This window comes from Williamsia sp. DF01-3, assembly GCF_023051145.1.
Classification (GTDB): Bacteria; Actinomycetota; Actinomycetes; order Mycobacteriales; family Mycobacteriaceae; genus Williamsia.
Window position 1 is genome coordinate 156,454 of sequence record NZ_JALKFS010000001.1, and the last position, 19,839, is coordinate 176,292.

Here is a 19,839-nt window from a genome sequence, read left to right on the forward strand (position 1 = left end):
CCAAGGTCGCACTGATGAGCACACGAACCGGCACCCACGCCCACCCCGACGAGCCCTACTATTCCGACGAGGACGGCGCACGCTCCCGTAGCCAAGCTATTCGCGGCTGGGCGCGCTGGGTGATGGGCAAGGCCGACGAGCCGGTGTACCTCGATGACGACGGTATGGAGCACTACGACGCCGACCTGGCCGATGTGCAGCTGCTCAGAGAACAAGCCCGCCACGGTAGTGCGGGCGGCGACCTCGACGAGTGGGGTGCCTACGCACCGATGATGGAGCGGCGCGAGCCGCCGAAGCGTCAGCGCTGGCTCGATCGGGCGGGCTGGTACGAACGCCGCCCCGCCGGCGGCTGGACCACCACCCGCCAGGCCGAAGCACTCAACCTATTCACCACCCGCCGCACCATCGCCCATTCCGGCCTAATCACCGGCCAGAATCTGATGGGCCAGTCGATCGTGCGCCTGGACCCGTTCGAGTTGTACAAAGAAGGCGTCATCGACGGGGTCAACACCACCAACATCGGCGACGTCGGGACCGGCAAGTCCTCGGATATGAAAACCAGTGTGTTCCGGCAACTTATCCTCAACCGGCAAGTGGTCGTGTTCGACAAAAAACGCCAGGGCGGCCGGGGTGAGTACGGGGCGATCGCCGACGCCTTGCAGGTGCCCTCGATCGAGTTCCTTCCCGACGGGGCCGGGGTGAGCCTGAACCTGCTCGACCCGGCCATCTCCACCGACGGCCGCCACAAAGGCGGCCTGGCCGGCGTCGTCCCGGCCGGCCAGCAAGCCCTGCTGCTCGCGGTCCTCAAAGACACGATGGAACAACCCATCACCCCAAAAATGCGGGCCGCGGTACGCCGCGCCCTGGCGATCGTGAACGAACGCGCCAAAGCCGCCGGCCGCGAACCACTGCTCGTCGAGGTCGCCGGCCAACTCCTCGACCCCGACCCCGGCATGTCCGTCGCAGCGTATGAGGCAGTGAGCAACGGTGCCGAACTGCCACCCTCAATACTGGAGAACCTCGGCGACGGCGGCTACTTCGGGAAACGGTGGGCCTCCCGCTCGCTGGAATGGGGCGTGGACGCCGGGTTGACCCTGCTCGAGCTCATCGACGGCGAGCTCCGCGGCCTGGTCGACCGCCCGACCAGCCAAGCAGTCCACGACGCCCTGGAGCACCCGTTCGTGCACTTCGACATTTCCGGTCTGCCTGAGCAGGGCAAAGCCGTGCAGGTCGTGATGACGACCGCGCAAACGTGGCTGTCGAACCGGCTCGCTGCCCGGTCACAGAACCGCACCCAAACCGTCGAGGTGTTCGAGGAAGGCTGGTCCCTGGGCGACGGGTCCACCGGCGACACCGCCCGCGCCAACATGAAACTCTCTCGCGGCCTGGGCCTATCGACGTCCAGTGCCTTTCACCACCTGTCCGATCACCCCGCCGATTCCCCGTCGCGGGCCCTGATGCAGGAAGCCGACATCGTCAAGCTCTACAAACAGGGCCGCGCCGACGATGCCGAAGCAGTGTGCGACATGTACCACCTGCCGCCGGAAACCCGCGACGTCCTCATGCAACTCGGCCGTGGCCAGTGCCTAGTCGTGATGAAAAACCGCGACCCGATCCTGATGCAGCACATGCGCTCGTCCGACGAAATCGCCCTCACCAATACGAACGACGTTCTTGAAGGCGCCACACCCTAAAGCTCTTGCACCGCAAACGAAAGGACGATCCGACAATGACTACACCAGCTGAGAGAACGATCCGATGCGATTCAGCGTTGCGGTCGGCCGGCATCTTCTTCGCAGCGGCTGTTAGTGCGGGAGCGGCCGTGGCCGAACTCCAACTGCTCACGGCACCGACCGTCCGCGATGTCGGCGGCAACTTCGGGCACCTGCTGCGAGCCGGGCACCACACGGTGAACGAGATGATGGCCGCGTTCACCCAGCCAGAGATCCTCATTGGCGTTGCGGTCCTCACCGCAGCGATCGTCCTGGCGGCCAACGCCCTGGCGCTGCCCGACGAACTGACACCCGAGGCCGATCGGTGGGCATCACACGTCGCGGCCGCCTCAGTGTCAGCAGCCGGGGTGTTCATGGCCGGGTATGTGTACCTGGCACTCACTGCACACCTGCGTGATGTTCCCGGCACAGCCGCGTTCGGGGCGCTGGTCAGCCTGGCCGTCGCCACTGGGATCACTGGGCGCTCGGCCCGATGAGCACCATGTACCGGCGTGCAGCTGCGCCGACGATGATGGTCGACGGCATCAATCGGTTTGCCGTCCGCTCGTCGATGGAGCCTGAGCGTCGCTACACCGCGATCGTTCATGGTTTCGTCGTCCCGGCGACCGCCGCCGACATCGGGTCGATCACACGTGAGTGCACCGAACTGATCGGTGACTACCTGCGGGCGGTGCCGGCCGTCGAGATCATCCCCACCCGGCGCGCCGGAGAAGTCTTTGTGGCGATCGAAGTGACCACCTCTGAACCTGCATGGCAAGCGCGACGGGCCCTCGATGCCGCCTGCGACCACATCGTCGCCCACGCCCCCCGATTCGGGCTGGCCCACGCCGAACGCACAACGCCCTTGACCGACGCCGCCGACCACGACTGATCCGCCAGACAAGCACCACATCCCCATCCCGACAAGGAGACCGACCGATGAGCAGCACCAAAGCAGACTGGACCAAAGCCGAGACGGCCGTACGCGAGCACGCCGACGAGCTGCGCACCCTCGACACCCACACCGCCCTCTATGGGTGGGCCAAAACCCACAAGCTCGATACCCGCGCCCTGTGGCCCAAGGTCAAGACCGAGATGCGCAAACAACTTGGCGTCGACTACAACGAGATCCGCGACCGGGTGGTAGCCGAACGCGCCGCCCAGGTGGTCGAGTCCGCCCAGGACGCACCGCTGATCGAATTGTGGTCGGCCGGCGACGCCGAAGTGAGTACCTTTGCGGTCTGCAACGGCGACGGCACCGAAGCCTGGTACGGCGAGTTCCATTCCAACGACAGCATTTACGACGCCGGCGATGATCTATCTGCCGAGCTGTCGGCCGCGGAGAAAGCGGTGTACCTGGCCGGCAAAGCCCGCGAACAGCAAGGTTTAGAGGCCGTGCGGCTACTGCTACACACCTGCCACCCCGACATCGATGCTGATTCGGTCGCCGCATCCGCCGCGCGCCATCAGGTCGCAGTCACCGTCGACGTCGCCGAGCAGAACCCGGCCGTGCCCCAATGCCGCGTGCCCGGCTACCAAAGCTGGCATGACGTGCGCCTCGACACCCTGTTCGTCGACGACGACACCGAAGCGGCCGCGTCATGACCGACACCGTCGACCCGCGCCGGATCGCGCTGCGTGCGGAAATCTCCCAGCTGTTCGGGCGGGCCGATGCCCCCGGCATCGACGCGACCGAAGCCCAGAGCAGGATCGCGGCCGCAGCGACGCTGACCGCCGTCCTGGCCGGTAGCGAGCCCGACCACTTCACCACGACGATCCTCGCGGCCGCCGACACCGATTCAGACCGCACTGTGGCCGCCCACCTGCGCGAGGTAGCCGCGAACCTGCCCACTGCCCGCCCGGTACCTGCGACCGCCGGCCAGCTGTCCACAGCGCAGATAGGGACCCGGCTATGAGCGCCATCGGAGGACGACCCACACCCGCGCCGCCCCGCACACCACTGATCCCCTGGTGGGTGTTCCCGCTGTGCCTGGTGCTGTTCGTGGCCACAGCCACCGTTCCCTTCGGCGCAGCCATGTCGGGGCTGCTGGCCGGTCATGGTTTCGCCTGGCCGGCAGGACCCTTCGGCGTCGGCGGATACAAAGCCGTCGTCACCTCACCCGGGGACCCGGCCGCCCAGTGGCCGTCGACGCCGGCGCCTGGCGGCCCGGTGCTGACCTGGGTCTGCATGGCCGTCGGCTTCGTCATCGCCGGCGGCCTCGCCGGGGTCGCTGAATCTATCGCTCAGAACCGGGCCCAGCGCAAAAAGGGCGCACAGTCCGGGCTCGGTAATGATCGGGAACTGCTGCGGTTGCAGATGAATGAGAAAGGCGCAGTGGAACGGGCCCGCAAAGACTTTCGGTCGCTGTCTGACCGCAGTGTGCGCAGTATCGACGCGATGGCAGCGGCGGTACTCGTGGGCAAGAACGTGCTAACGGGTTCACCGATCTACGCTCAGCACCGCGACGGTTTCCTGGTCGAAGGGCCCACCGGTTCGGGTAAAACCTGGCGCCTGGCGGTCCACCGCTGCTGGGACGCACCAGGTTTCCTGTTTGCCACCAGCACCAAACGCGACCTGATCGAGGCCACCTGGCGGTACCGGTCCGCACTCGGCCGGGTCGAGATCTTCGATCCGGAAAACTTGCTCGGCTACCCGAACCGATTGAAGTGGTCGCTGCTGTCGGGGTGCGAGCAGGAAAAGGTGGCCATGCGCCGGGCTCAGGCGTTGGTCCAAGCAATCCCGATGGGGGAGGGCACCTCTGATGCCGCCTATTGGGAAGACATGGCCGCGGCACTGCTGCAATCGTATTTGCTGGCAGCAGCCACGGCCGGGGCCAGCCTCGTGGAGGTCAAGGCGTGGGTGGCCAACCGGCGCGCCAAAGAACCCATCGAGATCCTCGAAAAACACAATCCAGTATGGGCGGCGGCTCTACGGCAGATCGCGTTCGCCGATTCAGAGAAGTCGACCGACGAAATGTACAAAGCCTGCTCGCGGTTGTTGGCCCCGCTGGCCGACCCCGAATTGATGGCATCGGTGAACACACCGCTGTCCGAATCGGTCGACCTCGAGGAACTGGTCCTGGGTGGACCCAACACCATCTACTCGGTGTCCAAGGGTGAGAAGAACTCAGCCGCACCGATCGTGGCGGTGTTCGCCGCCGAGGTTCACCACATCCTCGACCGCGGCGCCTTGGAGGTGGGTGGTCGACTCGATCCGCCGGCCCGCCTGGTCCTCGATGAGGTCAACACCGTCGCCCCCATCCCGAACCTTCCCAACCTGATGAACGACTCCGGCGGCCGGGGAATCGGTATATGGGCGTTCGCGCACAACAAAGTTCAGAACGTCGAGCGATGGGGCCGCGACGCGGGTGCACTGTTCACCGATTCCCCACCCGCCCGTCTGGTGCTTCCTGGGCTTTCTGGCGACCAGGAGCTCGCGGAACTATCGAGGTTGTGCGGAACCATTGATGAGTACGAACCAATCACCGACCCCACTCACCAGCCACGATTACGCACCCGCAACGTGATGGAAGGCAGCGATATTCGGCAGATGCCTGTCGACAACGCTCTGTTGATCATCCGGGGCGCGGCACCGTTTGTGGTGCACCTGCCGACGGTGTGGGAAGTCAAACAGTGGCGCCGGGAAGTGGAGGCGTCGATAGCTGATTTCGCCAAGATTGTTCCCCCGTGTCGTCAACCCGATTCAGCGGGGAGGAGCGTCGATGGGCGTGATGTGGGGTCCGCTGACGTGGCGACATCTCGATGCCGGGCAGGCGACCGAACTGTGGATTGAGCTGATCGACTGGGTCGACTGGCTCCGCGACCGGTACGAACTGAGCGCCCACCAAATCCCGCCGTGCTGGCCCAACCACCCTGTCGCAGTAGAAGAACTGACCGCACTCATGGCGTCCTACACCGCCGCGTATCAGGCCCTCACGACCAGGGACGGCGACGTGGTGCGATGCCACGACACGATGATCGTCTGGCACCGGCTTGAGCTGTGGTCGTGCCTGGCACGGCTGGCCGACCACGCCGACACCACCGTATGTAGCCCGACAAAGTGCGCACACAGACCACCGGACCGACCGACCGCGACAATGCACAGCGACACAGCACGTGCGGTCGTGCAGTCTGATCTGGTGACACGGCCGGTCGAGTCCGACGCCCGCGTTCTCGCGGAAGCGGTGATGACTCAACTTATCGACGAAGACGCAGCCCACACCGTCGACAATGGCGTCGCCTACGACGGCGCGATTTGGCAATTCGATCGGAGACAACAGCTTTTCCACAGACTCACTGATTGAGTCCGCCCCAAACTCGGCACCGACCGCCCCGAGCGCGACGGTGCCGAACACCGGCGGGAGCCGTTCTGCTGCGTAGTCATGGTGCTGTTATTCCCGGCCAGGAACACACCACAGACTTTGTAGCGTCGGCTCCCGTCGGCCTATCCCTGTGCACAACACCGAAAGAAGGAGAAACTCGATGCGACACACAACGGCACTCGCAGCCGCAGCCACAACGATCACTGCTGCCCTCCTGGCTGCTGGGTGCGCAGACCAACAGCCCGACACTGACACGTCCACAGCCGCACCGAGTACCGCCGTCTCGATCGCCCTCACTGAGCACACCAACGCGACAACTCCTGTGGCACCCTCACCGACAGCTAGTTCAGCTGTGCCGGTGCCGGGAACAACCAGTGCAGCCGAGAGTGAGAATGACGTGACCTTCGCGCCTGGGCCGGGCGTTGGTCCGAACACCATGTGCGATCTGGTGCCCAGCGCCACGAAATCGCTGCCCGTCATCGTTCTCAGCGGCCACATTCAGTGCGAAGAAGCACTCGATGTTGCCACCCGATACCTGGCGGCAGACAACCAACGAACTGGGCAGGGAATGTTCCTCACCATCGACCGGTGGAGCTGCAGCTGGCCGTACGTTGAGGGGTCGCACTCACGCCGACAGTTACTACCAGTGCACCGACCACGCCTCAGGCGACAGCTTCAAAATCGGCAACTGAGCTGAGTCGCGCCGTCGTCAGAGCCGGGATAACACCGGCTATGGACAACGTTTGATACTCGCAGCGCGGTTACGGCTTTCGCCACGAGATCAGCCAGCCAAGCAGACGGCGACGCCGCTACATGTGGCGGTCTCGGCCGCGCTCGTGAGTCGGACCGCCGCCTACATCGCGGCTCCGGTGCAGATGCTCGACAGCGGCACGTTCGGCGGCCGCGGCACGCTCTTCACGTTCTCGTTGGCGATCGAGATCCCGCCGATGCTCGTCCAAGTCGCGGGCCAATGCGTCGTAGTGTGCACGCTCGGCACCTCGTGGCGGCGGAGGACCGAGCGGCGACTCGTCGCCGTCGATGTCGTGATCAATGCGCCAGGCGGCAGCCTGCCCCGCGAGCTGTTCCCAACGTTGTTGCGCGGCTGGTTCGGCGGGGTAGTCACCGAGTGCTTCGGTCCACAACGGGCGCTCGTGAGCGAGTTCGCGTCCCACCGCACGGGTGGTGTCGGCGAGGTGCTGGTAGCGCGCCGCTGACTCCGTGTCGCCTAGGGGAGGCGCCGGGAGCCACGGCGGCACAACAGGATCAGCAGGGCCGGCCGCCGGGTCCGGGTGCAGTGCCCTCCATGCCTGTTGCAGCGCAGCGCGGTCAGACTCGGGATCAGTACTGCTGCGGTCATCGCGGGCACGAGCAATCCACCGAGAGATCAGGTGCACATTTTGCTCACCCGCCAACCGTTCCCTGGCGCGCACTTCATCGACAATGCCGCCATCGCCTCGTCGGCAAGATCGACACTTCGTAGCTGGCGAACGGCGGTCGGGTTCGCTTCGAGCCAGCGTTGTCGGTCGACTGCTTGGGCTACCGGCAGGGTGCGTTCGATGTGGTCGGCGATGGCGCCGGCGGACAGTTCGTGGTCGGCGGCGATGAGGTCGCGGCCGGCGATGGCGGTGACCTTGTCGACGGGGTATCCGGCCCGCTCAGCCTGCGCCAATACCTCTGAGAGTCGTTGGGTGGCTGGGTCGTTGCGGACGTGTTCCCGGTCCTCGTCGGGCAGCACCGACAGTGCGCTGTCCAGGCGCACGGCAGCCATGCGTTCGAGGTGGTGGCGGTAATCGGTGAGCGCGCCGGCAAGCGGATCGGTCTGCCGGTCGAGCGCCTCTTGGTGGGTGTGGGCGGCAATCTGGCACCAGTCAGCCAGCTCAGCGTCGATGCCGGGATGGCGCGGCGGCAGGGGCGCCAACCGGTTCGGGTCATCGTTGACCGGACGTGGTGTGCGGGTCTGCTGTTTGGCGATCCGGTGAGCGATGAGCGCGGCCGGGTCGTGCGCGTCAGCGAGCGAGGTGTGGTCGCCGAGGGCTGCGGCGAGCAGGTGGACGGGGTGTCCGCCGGCGTCGTGTTCGGCCACCAACAGTTCACGCAGACGGTGGTAGCTGTCGGGGTTCGCCTCACGCATGGTGACGTGAATCGTTTCGGGGAGCGCTTGTTCGAGGACCCGGTTGAGGTACTCGTCGCGCAGGATTCGTTGGCCTGCGTGGTAGTGCACCGAGAGGCGTTCGGGGTCGTGTGCGGCGGCCAGAGCGGCGCGGAGTTCCTCGGTGGCGGTGCGGTGCCCGTTGTCTCGGGCGACCGATACCCGTAGCAGCTCCACGGCGGTGGGGGCGCGTTGCACGCCGTCGACGTGGACCTTTTCCACGTCGATGGGCAGCTCTTGATCCAGCGGCACGTAGGCATGGTTTTGCGAGCGGCCACGGGTCAATCCGACGTAGAGACCGGCGCGGTCGGCGGTGACCGAGTGCAGCATGCGGGTGACGTCGACGGTCAACCCCTGAGCGCGATGAATCGTCATCGCATAGCCCAATTCGGTGTGCTCCCGGACATACGTCCCGGGCAGGCGCACGGTGCCTTTGTGGTCGCGGTGACGCACCGTGAGGGTCTTGTCGCGGTGCACTTTGACCACTGTCCACACGTCGCCGTTGCGGACGTAGGAGCCCGGACGGGTGCCACCTTTGGTGCGGCCCCATGGTTTGCGGTTGTTCGAGCGGGTGACGATCAGATCCCCGACGCCGGCCATATTTTGATCCGACAAACCCGCAAGGCGGCCGGTGCGCGCTACACCGTCGGCCCGGCGAATCGACTGGATTGCCGAGTTGAGTTCGCGCACATCGGTGGTCGTCGACGCGAGGACGATGCTGTTGCGGCCAGCTTCCAGGTCGGCAATGTGGTCGGCCACCAGCTGTGTTTTCAGTTCGGCCAGGGTGCCGTCGTGGACCCACCCGCGTCGGGCGTACAGGTCGATCGCAGCTGGATCGCCCTTGCGTAATGCCATGGAGTTGCGGGCTTGCACGTGGTCGTCGCCGAACCGCACGACTTCGTCGAGTTCGGGGGCGTAGGTGTATTCGGCGAGCGAACGCAGCAGGCCACCGGACTCGACGGAGTCGAGTTGGGCCGGGTCGCCCAGGGCGCGGATGATTGCGCCGCGTTCGTGGGCAATGGCCACCAGGGCGTCCCAGTCGGCGGTGCACATCATTGATGCTTCGTCGACGAGAAGTACGGTGCCCTGCCCAATCGGCAGGTCCTCGGCGATCGTTCCAGCGTCCCCAAGCATGGGCAGCAGACCGCGCCATTGGTAGGTCACGGCTGCAACTGTCTTGGCCTCGACCCCGATTTCTTCGGCGAGGTTGTCGGCAGCAACGGCGGACGGTGCGAGGGCGATGACGTTGTGCCCGGAGGCTTCCCACGCGCGGGTCGCGGCGGACATGGCGGTGGTTTTGCCGGCACCGGCCGGGCCGACACCGACGGCGAGGAGGGCACCGGAGCCGGTGAAGTGGTCGACCAGGGCGCGTTGGCCTGGGTTGAGTTCGCGGCCGTTCTCGGCCTGCAACTGCTGGCAGATGTGTTCGACGTGGGCGCGGGTCAGGACGTGGCTGGTGGGGGTGTTCGCCGCGGCGTGCACGCGGTCTTCGGCGGCCAGAATCGCGGTGGTGGTCAGCAGTGTTTCGTCGTGGCGCACCAGCTGGGATTCGCCGTTGGCGCGTTGCAATGCCGCTGGGGTGGGGGCGAACTCGGGGGTGGCCAACGCGACCACACCGGCGCGGGCATGGTCGATCACGGCGTCGATCGCGGCCCTGCGCTGGTGTGGATCGTCGAACGCCACGGTCGCCAGGTGCGCTTCGGCCGCGCCGCGCAGTGAGTGCATCGTCCACGATGAGCGCCGCTCGGACAGGTGCTCCGACACCTGCTGCGCTTCGGCCTCGACCCCCTGGAACTCGCGGTCGACGGCGTTCTCGCGCTGCAAGATTCGGTCCATCATCCGGTTGAGTTTGCGTTCGGATCCGAGCACAGTCAGGGCGCGCTCGCGCCACCCTTCCCGGAGCTCGGCCAGGGACTTGCCGGCCTGTTTTCCTTCGCGGGTGTCGAGGTTGGCTTGCTGCATGAGCCGGTACATGGTGCGTTTGGGTGGCATGTATCCGTGCTCGTCGCGGTAGGTGCGCAGCAGCTCGTCGTAGCGGGCCTCGATGGCGGTACGGCGGCCGGAGAACTCCTCGCGCAGCTCGGGCAGCACGCCGGCGATCTCGATGACGGCCTGGCGGCCTTCGCCCATGTGGCGGACCTCGCGGCCCACACCGAGTTCGCGGCAGACCAGGTCCATCACCGCACCGTTGTAGCGCTGCGAGTGCGCAACGGCAGCCCTGTGCAGGGCTTTGGAGTCGATGGACCGCCACACCCCGTCGGTGCCTTGAACCTTCTGCGACACCGCGGCGTGGGTGTGAAAGTTCGGATCCCCGGCCCGGGAATCGTAGTGATCGAACTGGGCCACGATCAGCCCTTTGGTGTCCACTTGCAGCTCACCGCTGGCACCGGAGCGGGTGAAGATCGCTTCCTTCTGCAAATGGGTGAGGGCGTCGTTGACCGCCTCGTGGTGGCAGCGTTCGATGGTGCGACGGGTCTGCTCATCACCGAGCGCCCACAGCGTGGACACCGATTTGGGGGGAGTGAACACCAGGTCGAACCCGGCAACGGGTTGGCGCACTTTGCCTTTCTCGAAGGCAATCCACGACGACAGTTCCCGCTCGGTCAGCGGGGCCCGGCCTTTGTCGGTGGTGAACAGGCGGCGGCCGTGGTCGCGTTCGATGTCGCGGACCTCGGCCACTTTCGGGCGTCGGTGGTGGGTGGCCACGAACGATTCGATGCTCGCTTCGGTGGCTTTCACCAACTCGATGTCGTTGTTGTAGTGCGGGAACTTGCGACCCAAGCGGGCGGTCTTGATCGCCGCTGCCGGCTTCATACCGTCGCCGACCATGGTGTCGATCAGGGCATCAGCGTTGGGGTGCAACGCTTCTCCGAACAGCGCTTTCATCTGCTCTTCGCGGACCGTGCCATTGACCGCCAACGCGTCATGGCCGACACCACCGGCCAGGCGCTGGTCCTCGAGCGCGAGGAGCCCATCGCCCCACCACAACCCCGGGGGAGTGCCATGGGCGGTGTAGTAATCGGCCATCTCCTGACCCCGCTCGCGCTCACGATCCTGACTGGCCACCTGGTCCGTCAGATAGCTGTAGCCGTCACCGGCATGCAGCACGTGCAGGGTCATCACCACCGCACCATAACCCGGCCACGGCCGTGGTGAAAGAGACGCGCCGCCCCCACAGTCAGAAGATCTGCCAGAGGTGTGTCAAAACTAATCACTCCACAGCAAAGCTGTGAGACAAAACAAGCAGGTCATGACCGAAGGGCATGGCGAAAGGCGATGGTTCGAAGAACCGAGATTGAAAAATCGGGCAAACAGCAGACAGCGGAGACAGACAGGGCGAAAAAACGGTGCAAGGCCCCCCGGGGCCGACGCACCGGCCATTCGACCCACCAGGCGACAACGGTCTGCCAGAACCCCCAACGGCCGCGTCAGCGGGTAATGTTGGGGCTGCATTCAACTGGCGTCGAGTGCTGCAAGAAGTTCCGCGTGGCAATCGCGGGGCTTACACAGGTTCAGATGAGGGAGGGCCCTGGTGGCTACCACCGAAAAAGAATGTCCGCACGCGATCTCGCACGGAAGAAGGTCGCCGCGCAACGCGAAGCGCAGCGACTGCGCGACCAAGCCAACGAAACCGATCTGGCCACCGTCCTCAAAGCAGCCGAAGCAGTGCCGGCTGCAGAAACAGTCCGCGACAAAGCGATCGCCGCCGCCAAAACCAAGTGCCAAACTAAAGTCGACGAGGCACACACCCGCATGGGTGCCGCGCTCGCAGCGATGCGCGATCGCGGTGAAACGATCGCCGCGCTCGCCGAGCTCGCCGACTTACCCGACACCGAAGTGCGCCGGCTGATCAGGCTGCACGAATCCAAGGCCACCAGCGACAGCCAGGCCGCGGCGCCGAGCACCGATCACAGCGGCACCGACGGCGAGCCACATATCCCGGCGCCGGCGGCAGCGGGTAATGGCGAGAGCCAGCCGGTCCAGTCGCCGGCAGAACTTGCGTCGTAGTCCTGGGGTAGACCACACCCATGGACACCACCATCGCGGTTGCTCTTGCAGTCAAGGCCGGGTCGTGACCAGCCACCGGTTGGTCGTTGACCCGGCCGGTCACGCCGGCGAGATCCGACGATTCAACCGGTACGTCATCGCCGGCCCCAGCCCGCACGACTGTGCGGTGTTCGTCGGCGCGATCGGTGACGACGGATACGGACGGTTCTGGCTCGGCCGAACCGGTGGCCCGAAAGTGGTCCGCGCCCAACGGTTCGCCGTCGCCGCCGTGCACGGAGTCATGCCAGCCGGCCTGGTCGCCATGCACGAATGCGACAACCCACTGTGCGTGCGCGTGGGCTCCCGTCACGTCGTGATCGGTACCCAGTCCGACAACCTCACCGACATGGGCCGCAAACACCGCGGCGGCGGCAGCGGATGGGGCCGCGGCGCCAGCGGCCTGGACCGCCAAGCCAGGCGTGCCCGCGCCCACGCCGTGCGCGCCGCCCTCGTCGACGGATGGGACCGCACAGCGGTCTCAGAAGCGTTAGGTGCCGGGATGCCCGGACAGGAACCGCTTTTCGCGTTGGGCGGCTAACGCTTCTCACCCATGAGCCGGTGGCAACGACACCGGCCCTCCGCCCACCGCTTCACACCCTTTTGGAGGAAGCAATGACCACCAGCCACATCGCAACCGACTTCACCAATCCCCGTCTCAAGCCGTACTGGGTCTCGGTCGTGCACCTACCGACCGGCAATGTGTTCGGAACGTTCACGACACAGCGTGCTGCGCACAGATGGCTTGAAACGTTCGCCGACACCGACACTGCCGACTGGCGTGTGACCCCAGTCCTTCCCCCGCGGCTCACCCCTGCGCAAGAGCGCCGCGACCACCGCCTCCAACTGCTCTTCGTTACGGGCGGCGTGCTGCTGTTGATCGCGTTCGTCGCATTCGCGATCTACCTCACCCTCACGGGCGGCTGGGACAATGTGTCTCCACCCCCGCCGATCTGAGAGCGATTCTCGCCCCGGACCGCGCTATCGGGTGGGGATGGGTGCCAGGAGCGAGAGGATCGGCAGTCGCCACACCACGAGTGCAAGGTGTGAGCGCCACAGACGGTGTTTGAGGGCGTAGAGCCAGTGGCCGGCGAGCCACAGGGCCAGACCGATGCCGGCCTCGATGGGGAAGCGGGTGTTGGCGAGATCGCCGCCGCGGATGAACATCCCGCCGATGCCGTCGATGAACATGATGATGCCGACCAGGCGAGCCAGGCCAGATCCGATGCCCCACAGCAGGATGGCAACGAGCAGTACACCGGTTGCGATGAACACGAGCAAGGCCATGTCGGTCACCTTCTGTGAGTTGGGGCCTGTGTTGGTGAGTGTGTCGTAGGGGTCTGACAGTGGCGAGAGTTAGCTGTCGGTCGGGCAGTGGCCCCACAGGCCGTGACGATCGCGTTGAGCGTCAGTCTGAGCGGCGCGGAAGGCATTGCGGTAGCGGTAGCGGGTGCGGTCGTAGGTGTATTCGCGGGCGGCGCCGGCTTCGATGAGCGCCAGGTTGAACAACCGCCGGTCTTGGACGGTCCACACATAAGCCAGAGTGCGGTCGTAGCGGTCGGTGTCGCCGACGGTCTGGTCGTGTTCGAGTCGCACCGCGCGGCCGGTGAGGATGGTGCTGGTGTATTCGCTCGCTTGTGGCCCAAAGCATTCGACGGGGGCGTTGGGTTTGACGGTTTCGGGAGTGTCCACGCCGATGAGCCGGACCGTGGACGTGGCACCGTCGGGGCCCTCGACTTCGATGGTGTCGCCGTCGACGACACGGGTGACTGTCACCTCGGGTCCGGCGGTGTCGGGGATCTGCCCGCGCATCACATCGACGGCCGTGTCAGTCACGGACGCGACGTCCTCGTTGGCAACTGAGGCGCACCCTCCGAGAAGGGTGGCGGCGATGAGCGTCGCGGCGATGAGTGCTCGGTGGCGAGAGTTCATGTGCAAAAAGGGTCCTGTGTTCGATGGGTGACGGGGGCTTGCGCGTTCAGGCGTCCGGAAAGCGGGCGTCCACACGCGCCAGTCCACGCCGCACGTATTCGTCGCCGTCGATGTCGCCGCGTTCCAGGGCGGTGAGGTCAGCGATGTCGTCGCGGTTCGGGGCCCAGCCGTCGAGGACGTGGCTGGCGATGTTGTTGTGCACGTTCCATTTCTGTTCGATGGTCAGGCCGGCGAACAGGTCGGGGTAGCGGACGGCGTAGCTGGGTTCGGCGGTCACGTCGACCTCCCGTCCGGTTGTGGGTGAGCGCTCGTTCCTCGCTGCGGTCGGTTCGACGATGCTCGCGTGGTGGCCAGGGCGTGACGGCCACGCCGCACAAACTCCTCGAGGGTGATGTCGCCGCGTGTCAGGGCGATCAGGTCAGCGACGTTGTCGCGGGTCGGTTCCCACCCCTCCATCTCGTTGTTGGCGATCGTGTTGTGCACCGACCACTTTTGCTCGATGGTCAGCTCGGCGAACAGGTCGGGGTAGCGCACTGCCAGCTCGGGTTCCTCCACCACGGTCAGAGCTGCATGCCGCGTTGGTGGTGAATGGCCTGCGGGTGCTTGGGTGTGCGCCCGGTGGGCGATGTCGGGGTGCTGGGCGAACACCGGTGGTTCGGGGTGTTGCTCGTAGTGCTGTGGGGCGGGGCGCTGGTCGGCGCCGAGGTGCTGTTGCTCGGCCAGTAGGTGGTGGCCGGCCGGTTGCAGTGTGGGGTCGGGGTGCGCGGTGTGGGGGTGGGTGTACTCGCGCAGCTGCGCGCGGAGCTCGACGATGTCGTTGTGTGCTTGGCGTTCGGAGTCCGAGGCGCAGGCGTGTGCACGGCTGGCGGCGACGGCGAGCATCTCGGGCACTGTCTGGGTGCTGCCGATGCTGGGTTGAGCGTGGATGCGGTGGCCGTCGACGAGTCGGTCGTAGTGGTCCATTGCCCATCCCGCGGATCCCAGATCGCGCCATAGGTTTGATGATTCGACGTGCCAGGTGCGGGTGTCGGTGTACGGCTCGTCGGTGCCGCGGTCGGGCAGGGTGACGAAGGCGGCGGTCACTGCGTAACCGCGGTCGCTGCGCTGCAGGGACACATCAGCGATGTGGGTGTGGTCGGGAACGTCGTAGTAACTCATGGTGTCTCGGGTCAGAACAGGGTGTGTTGAACCTCGGCGGCGGCAGTGTCGGTGAGCCGTTCGTAGGCGGCGGCCATGCGCTGCACGGCGGCGTGGGGTTCTTCGAGCTCGTCGGCGATCTGTTCCCAGCTCATGCCTTCCTCGTAGTGCATGTGCCAGGCCATCTTGTGCAGATCCTCCGCGCGCAACACCGGACCCCCGCTCACGTAGTCGGTACTCATGCGGTGCCTCCCTGGTGCAAGCGGGCGAGCTGGTCGCGTTTGGTCAGCCAAAGTTCTTCGGCCCGCTGCTGGTGACCTGTGAGGCTTTCCCAGTGCCCGGCAAGCTCTTCGACGCTGACGGTCTCGCGGATCTGGGACATGCGGGCCAGCAGGCCGGCATAACCGCGGCGGTACCACTGGTCGATCACTTTGGCGGCCAGGTGCGGCAGTTCCACACCACCAACCATGGGGCCCTGCACGGGGGAGATGATCGCGAACAAATGCTGCTCGACGCGCGGCAGCCGGCCGGTCTCGTAGAGGCGGGCTTGGACCAGGACCGGGGTCGCTGGTCCACCTTCGTCGAGGACACTGCACACGGCGTTGAAGATCTCGGTGTGCGCGGGGCTCCAGAACGGGTTCCACCGGTCGGGTCCGGTCATGATCTGACGGACCTGCTGGGCAAGGTCTTTCGGTGCCCACATCAACGCGGTCAGTAGCGCGGCCTCGACGCTGGTGGTGATGGCGTCTTCGGTGCTGATGTCAGCGCCCAGGTGGCTGGGGAACTGATCGACGGTCAGGGTGGGTTCGGCGTCCGGGATCTCGTCGGCCGACTCGCTGTCGGTGACCATGTCGTGTGCGGTGATCGTCATGGGGTCCTCCTGGTCAGTCATCGGGCGGCGATCGGGCGGGTCAGGTGGTGGCGTAGGCCGCGTCGGCGTAGACGCAGTCCGGGCCGTGTGGGTCGCTGATGTGTTCGTGGCATTCGGTGCAGCAGTCGTCGTTGCCATAACGCAGTCCCTCTGCGTGCAGCCACGCACGGCCCTGGTGGGCCTGGTGGGCGCGTTGGGCCATCGCCTCGAGGTGAGCGGCCTGCTCGAGGTCGCCGGCGGTGTGGGCGGCCTGTGCGATGGCCTGGAAATGGGCGGCGCGGTCGGCGTAAGTGCTGCGGGCTGTGGTCATCGTGGTCTCCGAGAGAGTTGGTGGGAGTTTTAGCGTTCAATGCCGCGATGGTGGCTTGGTCCTTGGACGCCGTTGTCGCGGTGCAGGTGCCCGTTATCTGGGAGCTGGTTGTAGTGGATCGGCTCGGGCTGCTGTTGAAAGTGGACGGGTTCGGGGTGCTGCGCGTAGCCCATCTCGTGGGTGTTCGTCAGCACCCGGTGCTGTTCCCGCTCGACGGTGGGCGTGTGGCCCTGGATCATCGTCTGGTGTGCGGTGACCAGGTCCTCGGTGATCGCGGAATACCGCTGCGCGTAGGCATCGACCCATTCGGGACCCTGCGACCTCGATCCCGTGGCGGCGAGCCGCTCCTGGCGGGTAGCGATCAGAGTCTCGACGGCGTCGTGCAGATGCCCACCGGCATAGGGTGATCCGGGGGTAAGTCCGTGTCCGGTGGCACCGATCGACGCGCTGCCGGCGCGGTGTGCCAACCGATGCAGGTCCTGGATCGATTCTTGCATCGCTACGTAGTCGCCCAGCGCGGCGGTCGTGGGCTCCCGGTAGGGCTGGGTGTACAGGTGCGTTTCCCGCATCTGTACGGCGAGCTGGTCTTGGGCGGCGGCGAGCCATTCGGTCATCGCGGTCTCGTTCATGGGTCAAACCTCCTGCAACAGTTCGGGTGTGGTGAGTGCGCCGCCGCTTCATGCGGCAGCGTGAACAGCGAGCTGCTTTATCCGGTCGGGCCGGAAGCCGGACCAGTGGTCGTCGCCGGCCACCACAACCGGCGCTTGCAGGTAGCCCATGCCCATGACGTAGTCGCGGGCATGCTCGTTGGTGGTGATGTCGACGACGGTGTAGTCCAGGCCGTTCTTGTCGAGGGCTTTATAGGTGGCATTGCACTGCACGCATGCGGGCTTGGTGTACACGGTGATGGTGTGCTCAGTCATTGTTTTGGCCTCTCGATTAGTTTCGTGCGACTGGATGTGTTGATACGTCTATTCTATTTCTTATTGCCCTGTTCCGCAACACTTTTCGCGAATTGGTAGGCATTGTTTCGGGCATTCATTTGTGGGCATTTCCTGATATTAGCGCCGCCCTGTCGGGGTGGTTTCGAGTCAAGTTACGTAGGAGAGAAAGGGCCGCGAAATAAGCGGATCGGCGCGCCAGCGGCGGGTAGCGCGTGGGTCTTTGTCGACGGAGCTGCTTGACGCGGGGCCAGCCCGATCCAGTCAGAATCGGCGCATCAGGGGATGACCGGCCAGGTGAGACAAACACCCAGCGCACAGCGCACATGTGGGTTAGGGTGTTGGGGTCGGATTGGCGTCGGACACCCTGTTGGAACTCGCTCGCATGCACGTGTGCGCGGGTTGTTTCGTGGTGCGCTTTTGTGCGCGCCCCTATGTGGCTGACCCTTTCTGTCCATTCGACTCAGCTGAGCTTGAATGATTCGCACAAGAAAGGTGTTCGGGTGAATATCGGAAAGAAAATAGCAGTCGGGTTCGGCGGAATTGTTGCCGCCGTGGCGGTGTCCTTGGGTTCGGTGCCGGCTGCGCACGCTGACACTATTAACGTGGTGCAAAAGACTCGGTATTGGTGGGACAATGCGGTCTATTACGAATACGGGCCGTTCCGCGATGCCGATCATTGCATCGGTTCTGCGAAGTCGAATCCGCAGCTGTCGGAATTGTTCATGAGGAATGAGGCTGTGTGCAGTGCGGACAGCGGTTCGCCGTGGCATCTGAACGCGCCGATCAACATTCTGTAGCCGACGAGCGAACGGGGCCCCACCCGTGCGGGTGGGGCCTCGCCGGCGTCTAGCTGTTGTCGGCGAACGGGTCTGATGGTGTGCCGTCGGGCAGGTGCCAGTCGGTTTCGAGTTGGCTGGTTCCGTCCTGGCGGATGGTGTGGGTGGTGATTCCTTCTCGGAGGATGATCGTTCCGTTGGTGTCGGCGTAGGCGGTGGTGATGGTCATGATGGGTTCTCCTCGTTGTGGGCGACGCTGTCGGCTTCGCAGTCGCTCAGTGCGGGGTGGGCGGTCAACCCCGAAGAGCAGCGGCGGCCGGAAGCCACTTTCACGCGAGCGCAGCGAGTGCGGGTGTGAAAGTGGTTGGAGCGCACGGGCGTAGCGCAGCGGAGAACGGGCGAGAGCGCCGGTGCGTGGGTTGACCGGTCGGGCCCCCGGACTGAGAGAATGAGAAGACGCGCGCCCCTTGGTGACCACAGGAACGAAGTTCGGGCCGCAGGCCCGACTACTCGTGTGGCCGCGCAGCGGACATACCGTCACACTGCGCGGCCAACGGGGGTTAGCCGGCCTTCTCCGCATCGGCAGTGCCGGTGTTCTCCGTGTCGTCGGTGTCGGTCTGGGCCGCAGTGCTGTTGGCGGGGCGGTGGCCGGTCAGCTCGGCATATTTGATGGTGTGCGTGAGGGTGCCGCCGCCGTAGGCGGGGTATTCCACGGTCACCGATTTGGGGTTGGCTCGCCGGACCCGGTACCAATCGGCGTGGCGGCCGCGCACCAGGTCCCCGGCGCTGATCGTCTCGCGGGTGTAGTTGGTTGCTTCACCATCCGCGATCTGCTGGGCGCGGACCTGTGTCCAGTAGGTGATGTCCTCGGCTCGCTGGGCCATGCGGGCAGTGAGCCGGTCGCGGTACCGGCTGGCGGCCGGGGTGGTGACCTCTTCGTGTTTGTGGCCGGCGGCGTCGGTGAACAGGGTGCGGCGGTGCCCGTCGAGGCGTCGTTGATCGGCCCGCTGCTCGGCCTCGAGAGTGTCGATGCGGTTGGCCACGGTCACCGGGTTGTAGCGGTGGCCGGTGGTTGCGGCGGCCGCCTCCGCGCGCTGCTCGACCGCCTTGGCCGTGTTCTCGGCCTCCACGGCCTGACCGAGGGTCTTCCACGCTTTGTCGATCGCATTGCGGTGCCGGCGTTCGGAGTGGTGGCCTACCTTGATCGGCTCCCCACCGGGCGGTAGGGCAGCGGTCGCGGCGCGGTCCTTCGCCCACGCCGCCTCGGCGTCGTTCTTCTTGCGTGCGGCTTTGGCGGCCAGGGCGGCGACGCGATCGTCTTGGCGGGCCAGGCGGTCGGCCTCGGCGTCGGCCGCTGGCCGGTGGGTGCGGTCGATGTCGACGGTCACGGTGTGGCCGGCCTCGCGTAGGGCGTGGGCGGCGCGGTTGATCTTGTAGTCGTTGGGCTGGCGGTCGCGGCTGCCGGCGATGCCCCACAGGCTCAGGGTGCGAAACCAGCGAAACCCGTTCGCTTTCAAAATTGTGTTCGTGCCGTCGCCTTTGCTGGTGCCCTCGACCAGGGTTCCGTCGGCGTGGGTGTGGCGAATGGTGATGGTCATAGCGGGGGTGACTCCTTGTGTGGTGTGGGGTAATTGGAGGTGGG

Annotated in this window: 24 protein-coding genes; 11 read left to right on the forward strand and 13 right to left on the reverse strand. The window is 65.7% G+C overall.

Features of this window, described 5'->3' with window-relative positions:
• The first annotated feature begins 14 nt into the window (after nucleotides 1-14).
• Genes MVA47_RS00720 through MVA47_RS00750 form a run of 7 tightly spaced genes read left to right on the forward strand, consistent with a single transcriptional unit; the run spans nucleotide 15 to nucleotide 6,016 of the window.
• Nucleotides 15-1,694 (forward strand): ATP/GTP-binding protein, encoded by a 1,680-nt coding sequence (locus MVA47_RS00720; protein ID WP_247206332.1) that lies wholly within the window; start codon nucleotides 15-17, stop codon nucleotides 1,692-1,694.
• Nucleotides 1,695-1,729: 35 nt separating this feature from the next.
• Nucleotides 1,730-2,209, forward strand: a complete 480-nt coding sequence (locus tag MVA47_RS00725; RefSeq protein WP_247206333.1) for a hypothetical protein — start codon at nucleotides 1,730-1,732, stop codon at nucleotides 2,207-2,209.
• Nucleotides 2,206-2,604 carry a hypothetical protein gene (locus MVA47_RS00730; RefSeq protein ID WP_247206334.1) on the forward strand — a complete coding sequence of 133 codons (399 nt, stop codon included), beginning with the start codon at nucleotides 2,206-2,208 and terminating at the stop codon, nucleotides 2,602-2,604. Before MVA47_RS00725 ends, MVA47_RS00730 begins: the two co-directional genes overlap by 4 nt.
• A 47-nt stretch (nucleotides 2,605-2,651) precedes the next feature.
• The gene (locus tag MVA47_RS00735; RefSeq protein ID WP_247206335.1) at nucleotides 2,652-3,317 is read left to right on the forward strand and encodes a hypothetical protein; all 666 of its coding nucleotides are present in this window, start codon (nucleotides 2,652-2,654) and stop codon (nucleotides 3,315-3,317) included.
• Nucleotides 3,314-3,628: a hypothetical protein gene (locus MVA47_RS00740; RefSeq protein ID WP_247206336.1), complete on the forward strand. Its 315-nt coding sequence runs from the start codon at nucleotides 3,314-3,316 to the stop codon at nucleotides 3,626-3,628. The genes MVA47_RS00735 and MVA47_RS00740 overlap by 4 nt, the downstream gene beginning before the upstream one ends.
• Nucleotides 3,625-5,505, forward strand: coding sequence for a type IV secretory system conjugative DNA transfer family protein (locus MVA47_RS00745; protein ID WP_247206337.1), 1,881 nt, complete (start codon nucleotides 3,625-3,627; stop codon nucleotides 5,503-5,505). The genes MVA47_RS00740 and MVA47_RS00745 overlap by 4 nt, the downstream gene beginning before the upstream one ends.
• A complete protein-coding gene (locus MVA47_RS00750) occupies nucleotides 5,435-6,016 on the forward strand; it encodes a hypothetical protein (protein ID WP_247206338.1) in 582 nt (193 codons plus the stop codon). Before MVA47_RS00745 ends, MVA47_RS00750 begins: the two co-directional genes overlap by 71 nt.
• An 827-nt stretch (nucleotides 6,017-6,843) precedes the next feature.
• Here the strand turns inward: MVA47_RS00750 and MVA47_RS00755 are convergent.
• Nucleotides 6,844-7,428, reverse strand: a complete 585-nt coding sequence (locus MVA47_RS00755) for a hypothetical protein (protein ID WP_247206339.1) — start codon at nucleotides 7,426-7,428, stop codon at nucleotides 6,844-6,846.
• Nucleotides 7,419-11,303 (reverse strand): MobF family relaxase, encoded by a 3,885-nt coding sequence (mobF, locus tag MVA47_RS00760; protein WP_247206340.1) that lies wholly within the window; start codon nucleotides 11,301-11,303, stop codon nucleotides 7,419-7,421. Before mobF ends, MVA47_RS00755 begins: the two co-directional genes overlap by 10 nt.
• Before the next feature lie 156 nt (nucleotides 11,304-11,459).
• Between mobF and MVA47_RS00765 the strand changes: the two genes are divergently transcribed.
• The 3 genes from MVA47_RS00765 (at nucleotide 11,460) to MVA47_RS00775 (ending at nucleotide 13,184) form a co-directional block, all read left to right on the forward strand.
• Complete coding sequence (locus tag MVA47_RS00765; RefSeq protein ID WP_247206341.1) at nucleotides 11,460-12,191, forward strand: hypothetical protein; 732 nt, start codon at nucleotides 11,460-11,462, stop codon at nucleotides 12,189-12,191.
• Between the two features lie 64 nt (nucleotides 12,192-12,255).
• Nucleotides 12,256-12,768 (forward strand): HNH endonuclease, encoded by a 513-nt coding sequence (locus MVA47_RS00770; protein ID WP_247206342.1) that lies wholly within the window; start codon nucleotides 12,256-12,258, stop codon nucleotides 12,766-12,768.
• Nucleotides 12,769-12,842: 74 nt separating this feature from the next.
• Nucleotides 12,843-13,184: a hypothetical protein gene (locus tag MVA47_RS00775; protein WP_247206343.1), complete on the forward strand. Its 342-nt coding sequence runs from the start codon at nucleotides 12,843-12,845 to the stop codon at nucleotides 13,182-13,184.
• Nucleotides 13,185-13,208: 24 nt separating this feature from the next.
• On the opposite strand, the gene MVA47_RS00780 is transcribed toward MVA47_RS00775, so the two are convergent.
• The 9 genes from MVA47_RS00780 to nrdH all read right to left on the reverse strand — a co-directional run bounded on the left by MVA47_RS00780 (nucleotide 13,209) and on the right by nrdH (nucleotide 17,400).
• Nucleotides 13,209-13,514, reverse strand: coding sequence for a hypothetical protein (locus tag MVA47_RS00780; RefSeq protein ID WP_247206344.1), 306 nt, complete (start codon nucleotides 13,512-13,514; stop codon nucleotides 13,209-13,211).
• Nucleotides 13,515-13,583: 69 nt separating this feature from the next.
• Nucleotides 13,584-14,159: a thermonuclease family protein gene (locus tag MVA47_RS00785; RefSeq protein ID WP_247206345.1), complete on the reverse strand. Its 576-nt coding sequence runs from the start codon at nucleotides 14,157-14,159 to the stop codon at nucleotides 13,584-13,586.
• A 46-nt stretch (nucleotides 14,160-14,205) separates the two neighbouring features.
• A complete protein-coding gene (locus MVA47_RS00790) occupies nucleotides 14,206-14,436 on the reverse strand; it encodes a hypothetical protein (RefSeq protein WP_247206346.1) in 231 nt (76 codons plus the stop codon).
• Nucleotides 14,433-15,317, reverse strand: coding sequence for a hypothetical protein (locus MVA47_RS00795; RefSeq protein WP_247206347.1), 885 nt, complete (start codon nucleotides 15,315-15,317; stop codon nucleotides 14,433-14,435). Before MVA47_RS00795 ends, MVA47_RS00790 begins: the two co-directional genes overlap by 4 nt.
• Nucleotides 15,318-15,328: 11 nt before the next feature.
• Nucleotides 15,329-15,538, reverse strand: coding sequence for a hypothetical protein (locus tag MVA47_RS00800; RefSeq protein ID WP_247206348.1), 210 nt, complete (start codon nucleotides 15,536-15,538; stop codon nucleotides 15,329-15,331).
• Nucleotides 15,535-16,167 carry a DnaB-like helicase N-terminal domain-containing protein gene (locus MVA47_RS00805; RefSeq protein ID WP_247206349.1) on the reverse strand — a complete coding sequence of 211 codons (633 nt, stop codon included), beginning with the start codon at nucleotides 16,165-16,167 and terminating at the stop codon, nucleotides 15,535-15,537. Before MVA47_RS00805 ends, MVA47_RS00800 begins: the two co-directional genes overlap by 4 nt.
• A 40-nt stretch (nucleotides 16,168-16,207) precedes the next feature.
• Entirely contained in the window at nucleotides 16,208-16,477 is a 270-nt protein-coding gene (locus MVA47_RS00810; protein WP_247206350.1) for a hypothetical protein, read from the reverse strand.
• A gap of 29 nt (nucleotides 16,478-16,506) precedes the next feature.
• Nucleotides 16,507-17,106 (reverse strand): hypothetical protein, encoded by a 600-nt coding sequence (locus MVA47_RS00815; RefSeq protein ID WP_247206351.1) that lies wholly within the window; start codon nucleotides 17,104-17,106, stop codon nucleotides 16,507-16,509.
• Nucleotides 17,107-17,154: 48 nt separating this feature from the next.
• On the reverse strand, nucleotides 17,155-17,400 hold the full coding sequence (nrdH, locus tag MVA47_RS00820; protein WP_247206352.1) for a glutaredoxin-like protein NrdH: 246 nt from the start codon (nucleotides 17,398-17,400) through the stop codon (nucleotides 17,155-17,157).
• Between the two features lie 521 nt (nucleotides 17,401-17,921).
• Between nrdH and MVA47_RS00825 the strand changes: the two genes are divergently transcribed.
• Nucleotides 17,922-18,218 carry a hypothetical protein gene (locus MVA47_RS00825; RefSeq protein ID WP_247206353.1) on the forward strand — a complete coding sequence of 99 codons (297 nt, stop codon included), beginning with the start codon at nucleotides 17,922-17,924 and terminating at the stop codon, nucleotides 18,216-18,218.
• 49 nt (nucleotides 18,219-18,267) lie between these two features.
• On the opposite strand, the gene MVA47_RS00830 is transcribed toward MVA47_RS00825, so the two are convergent.
• Together MVA47_RS00830 and MVA47_RS00835 are read right to left on the reverse strand one after the other, a co-directional pair.
• Nucleotides 18,268-18,426, reverse strand: coding sequence for a hypothetical protein (locus MVA47_RS00830; protein ID WP_247206354.1), 159 nt, complete (start codon nucleotides 18,424-18,426; stop codon nucleotides 18,268-18,270).
• Nucleotides 18,427-18,757: 331 nt separating this feature from the next.
• On the reverse strand, nucleotides 18,758-19,839 hold a 1,082-nt coding region (locus tag MVA47_RS00835), incomplete at its 5' end, for a DUF3560 domain-containing protein (protein ID WP_308280449.1).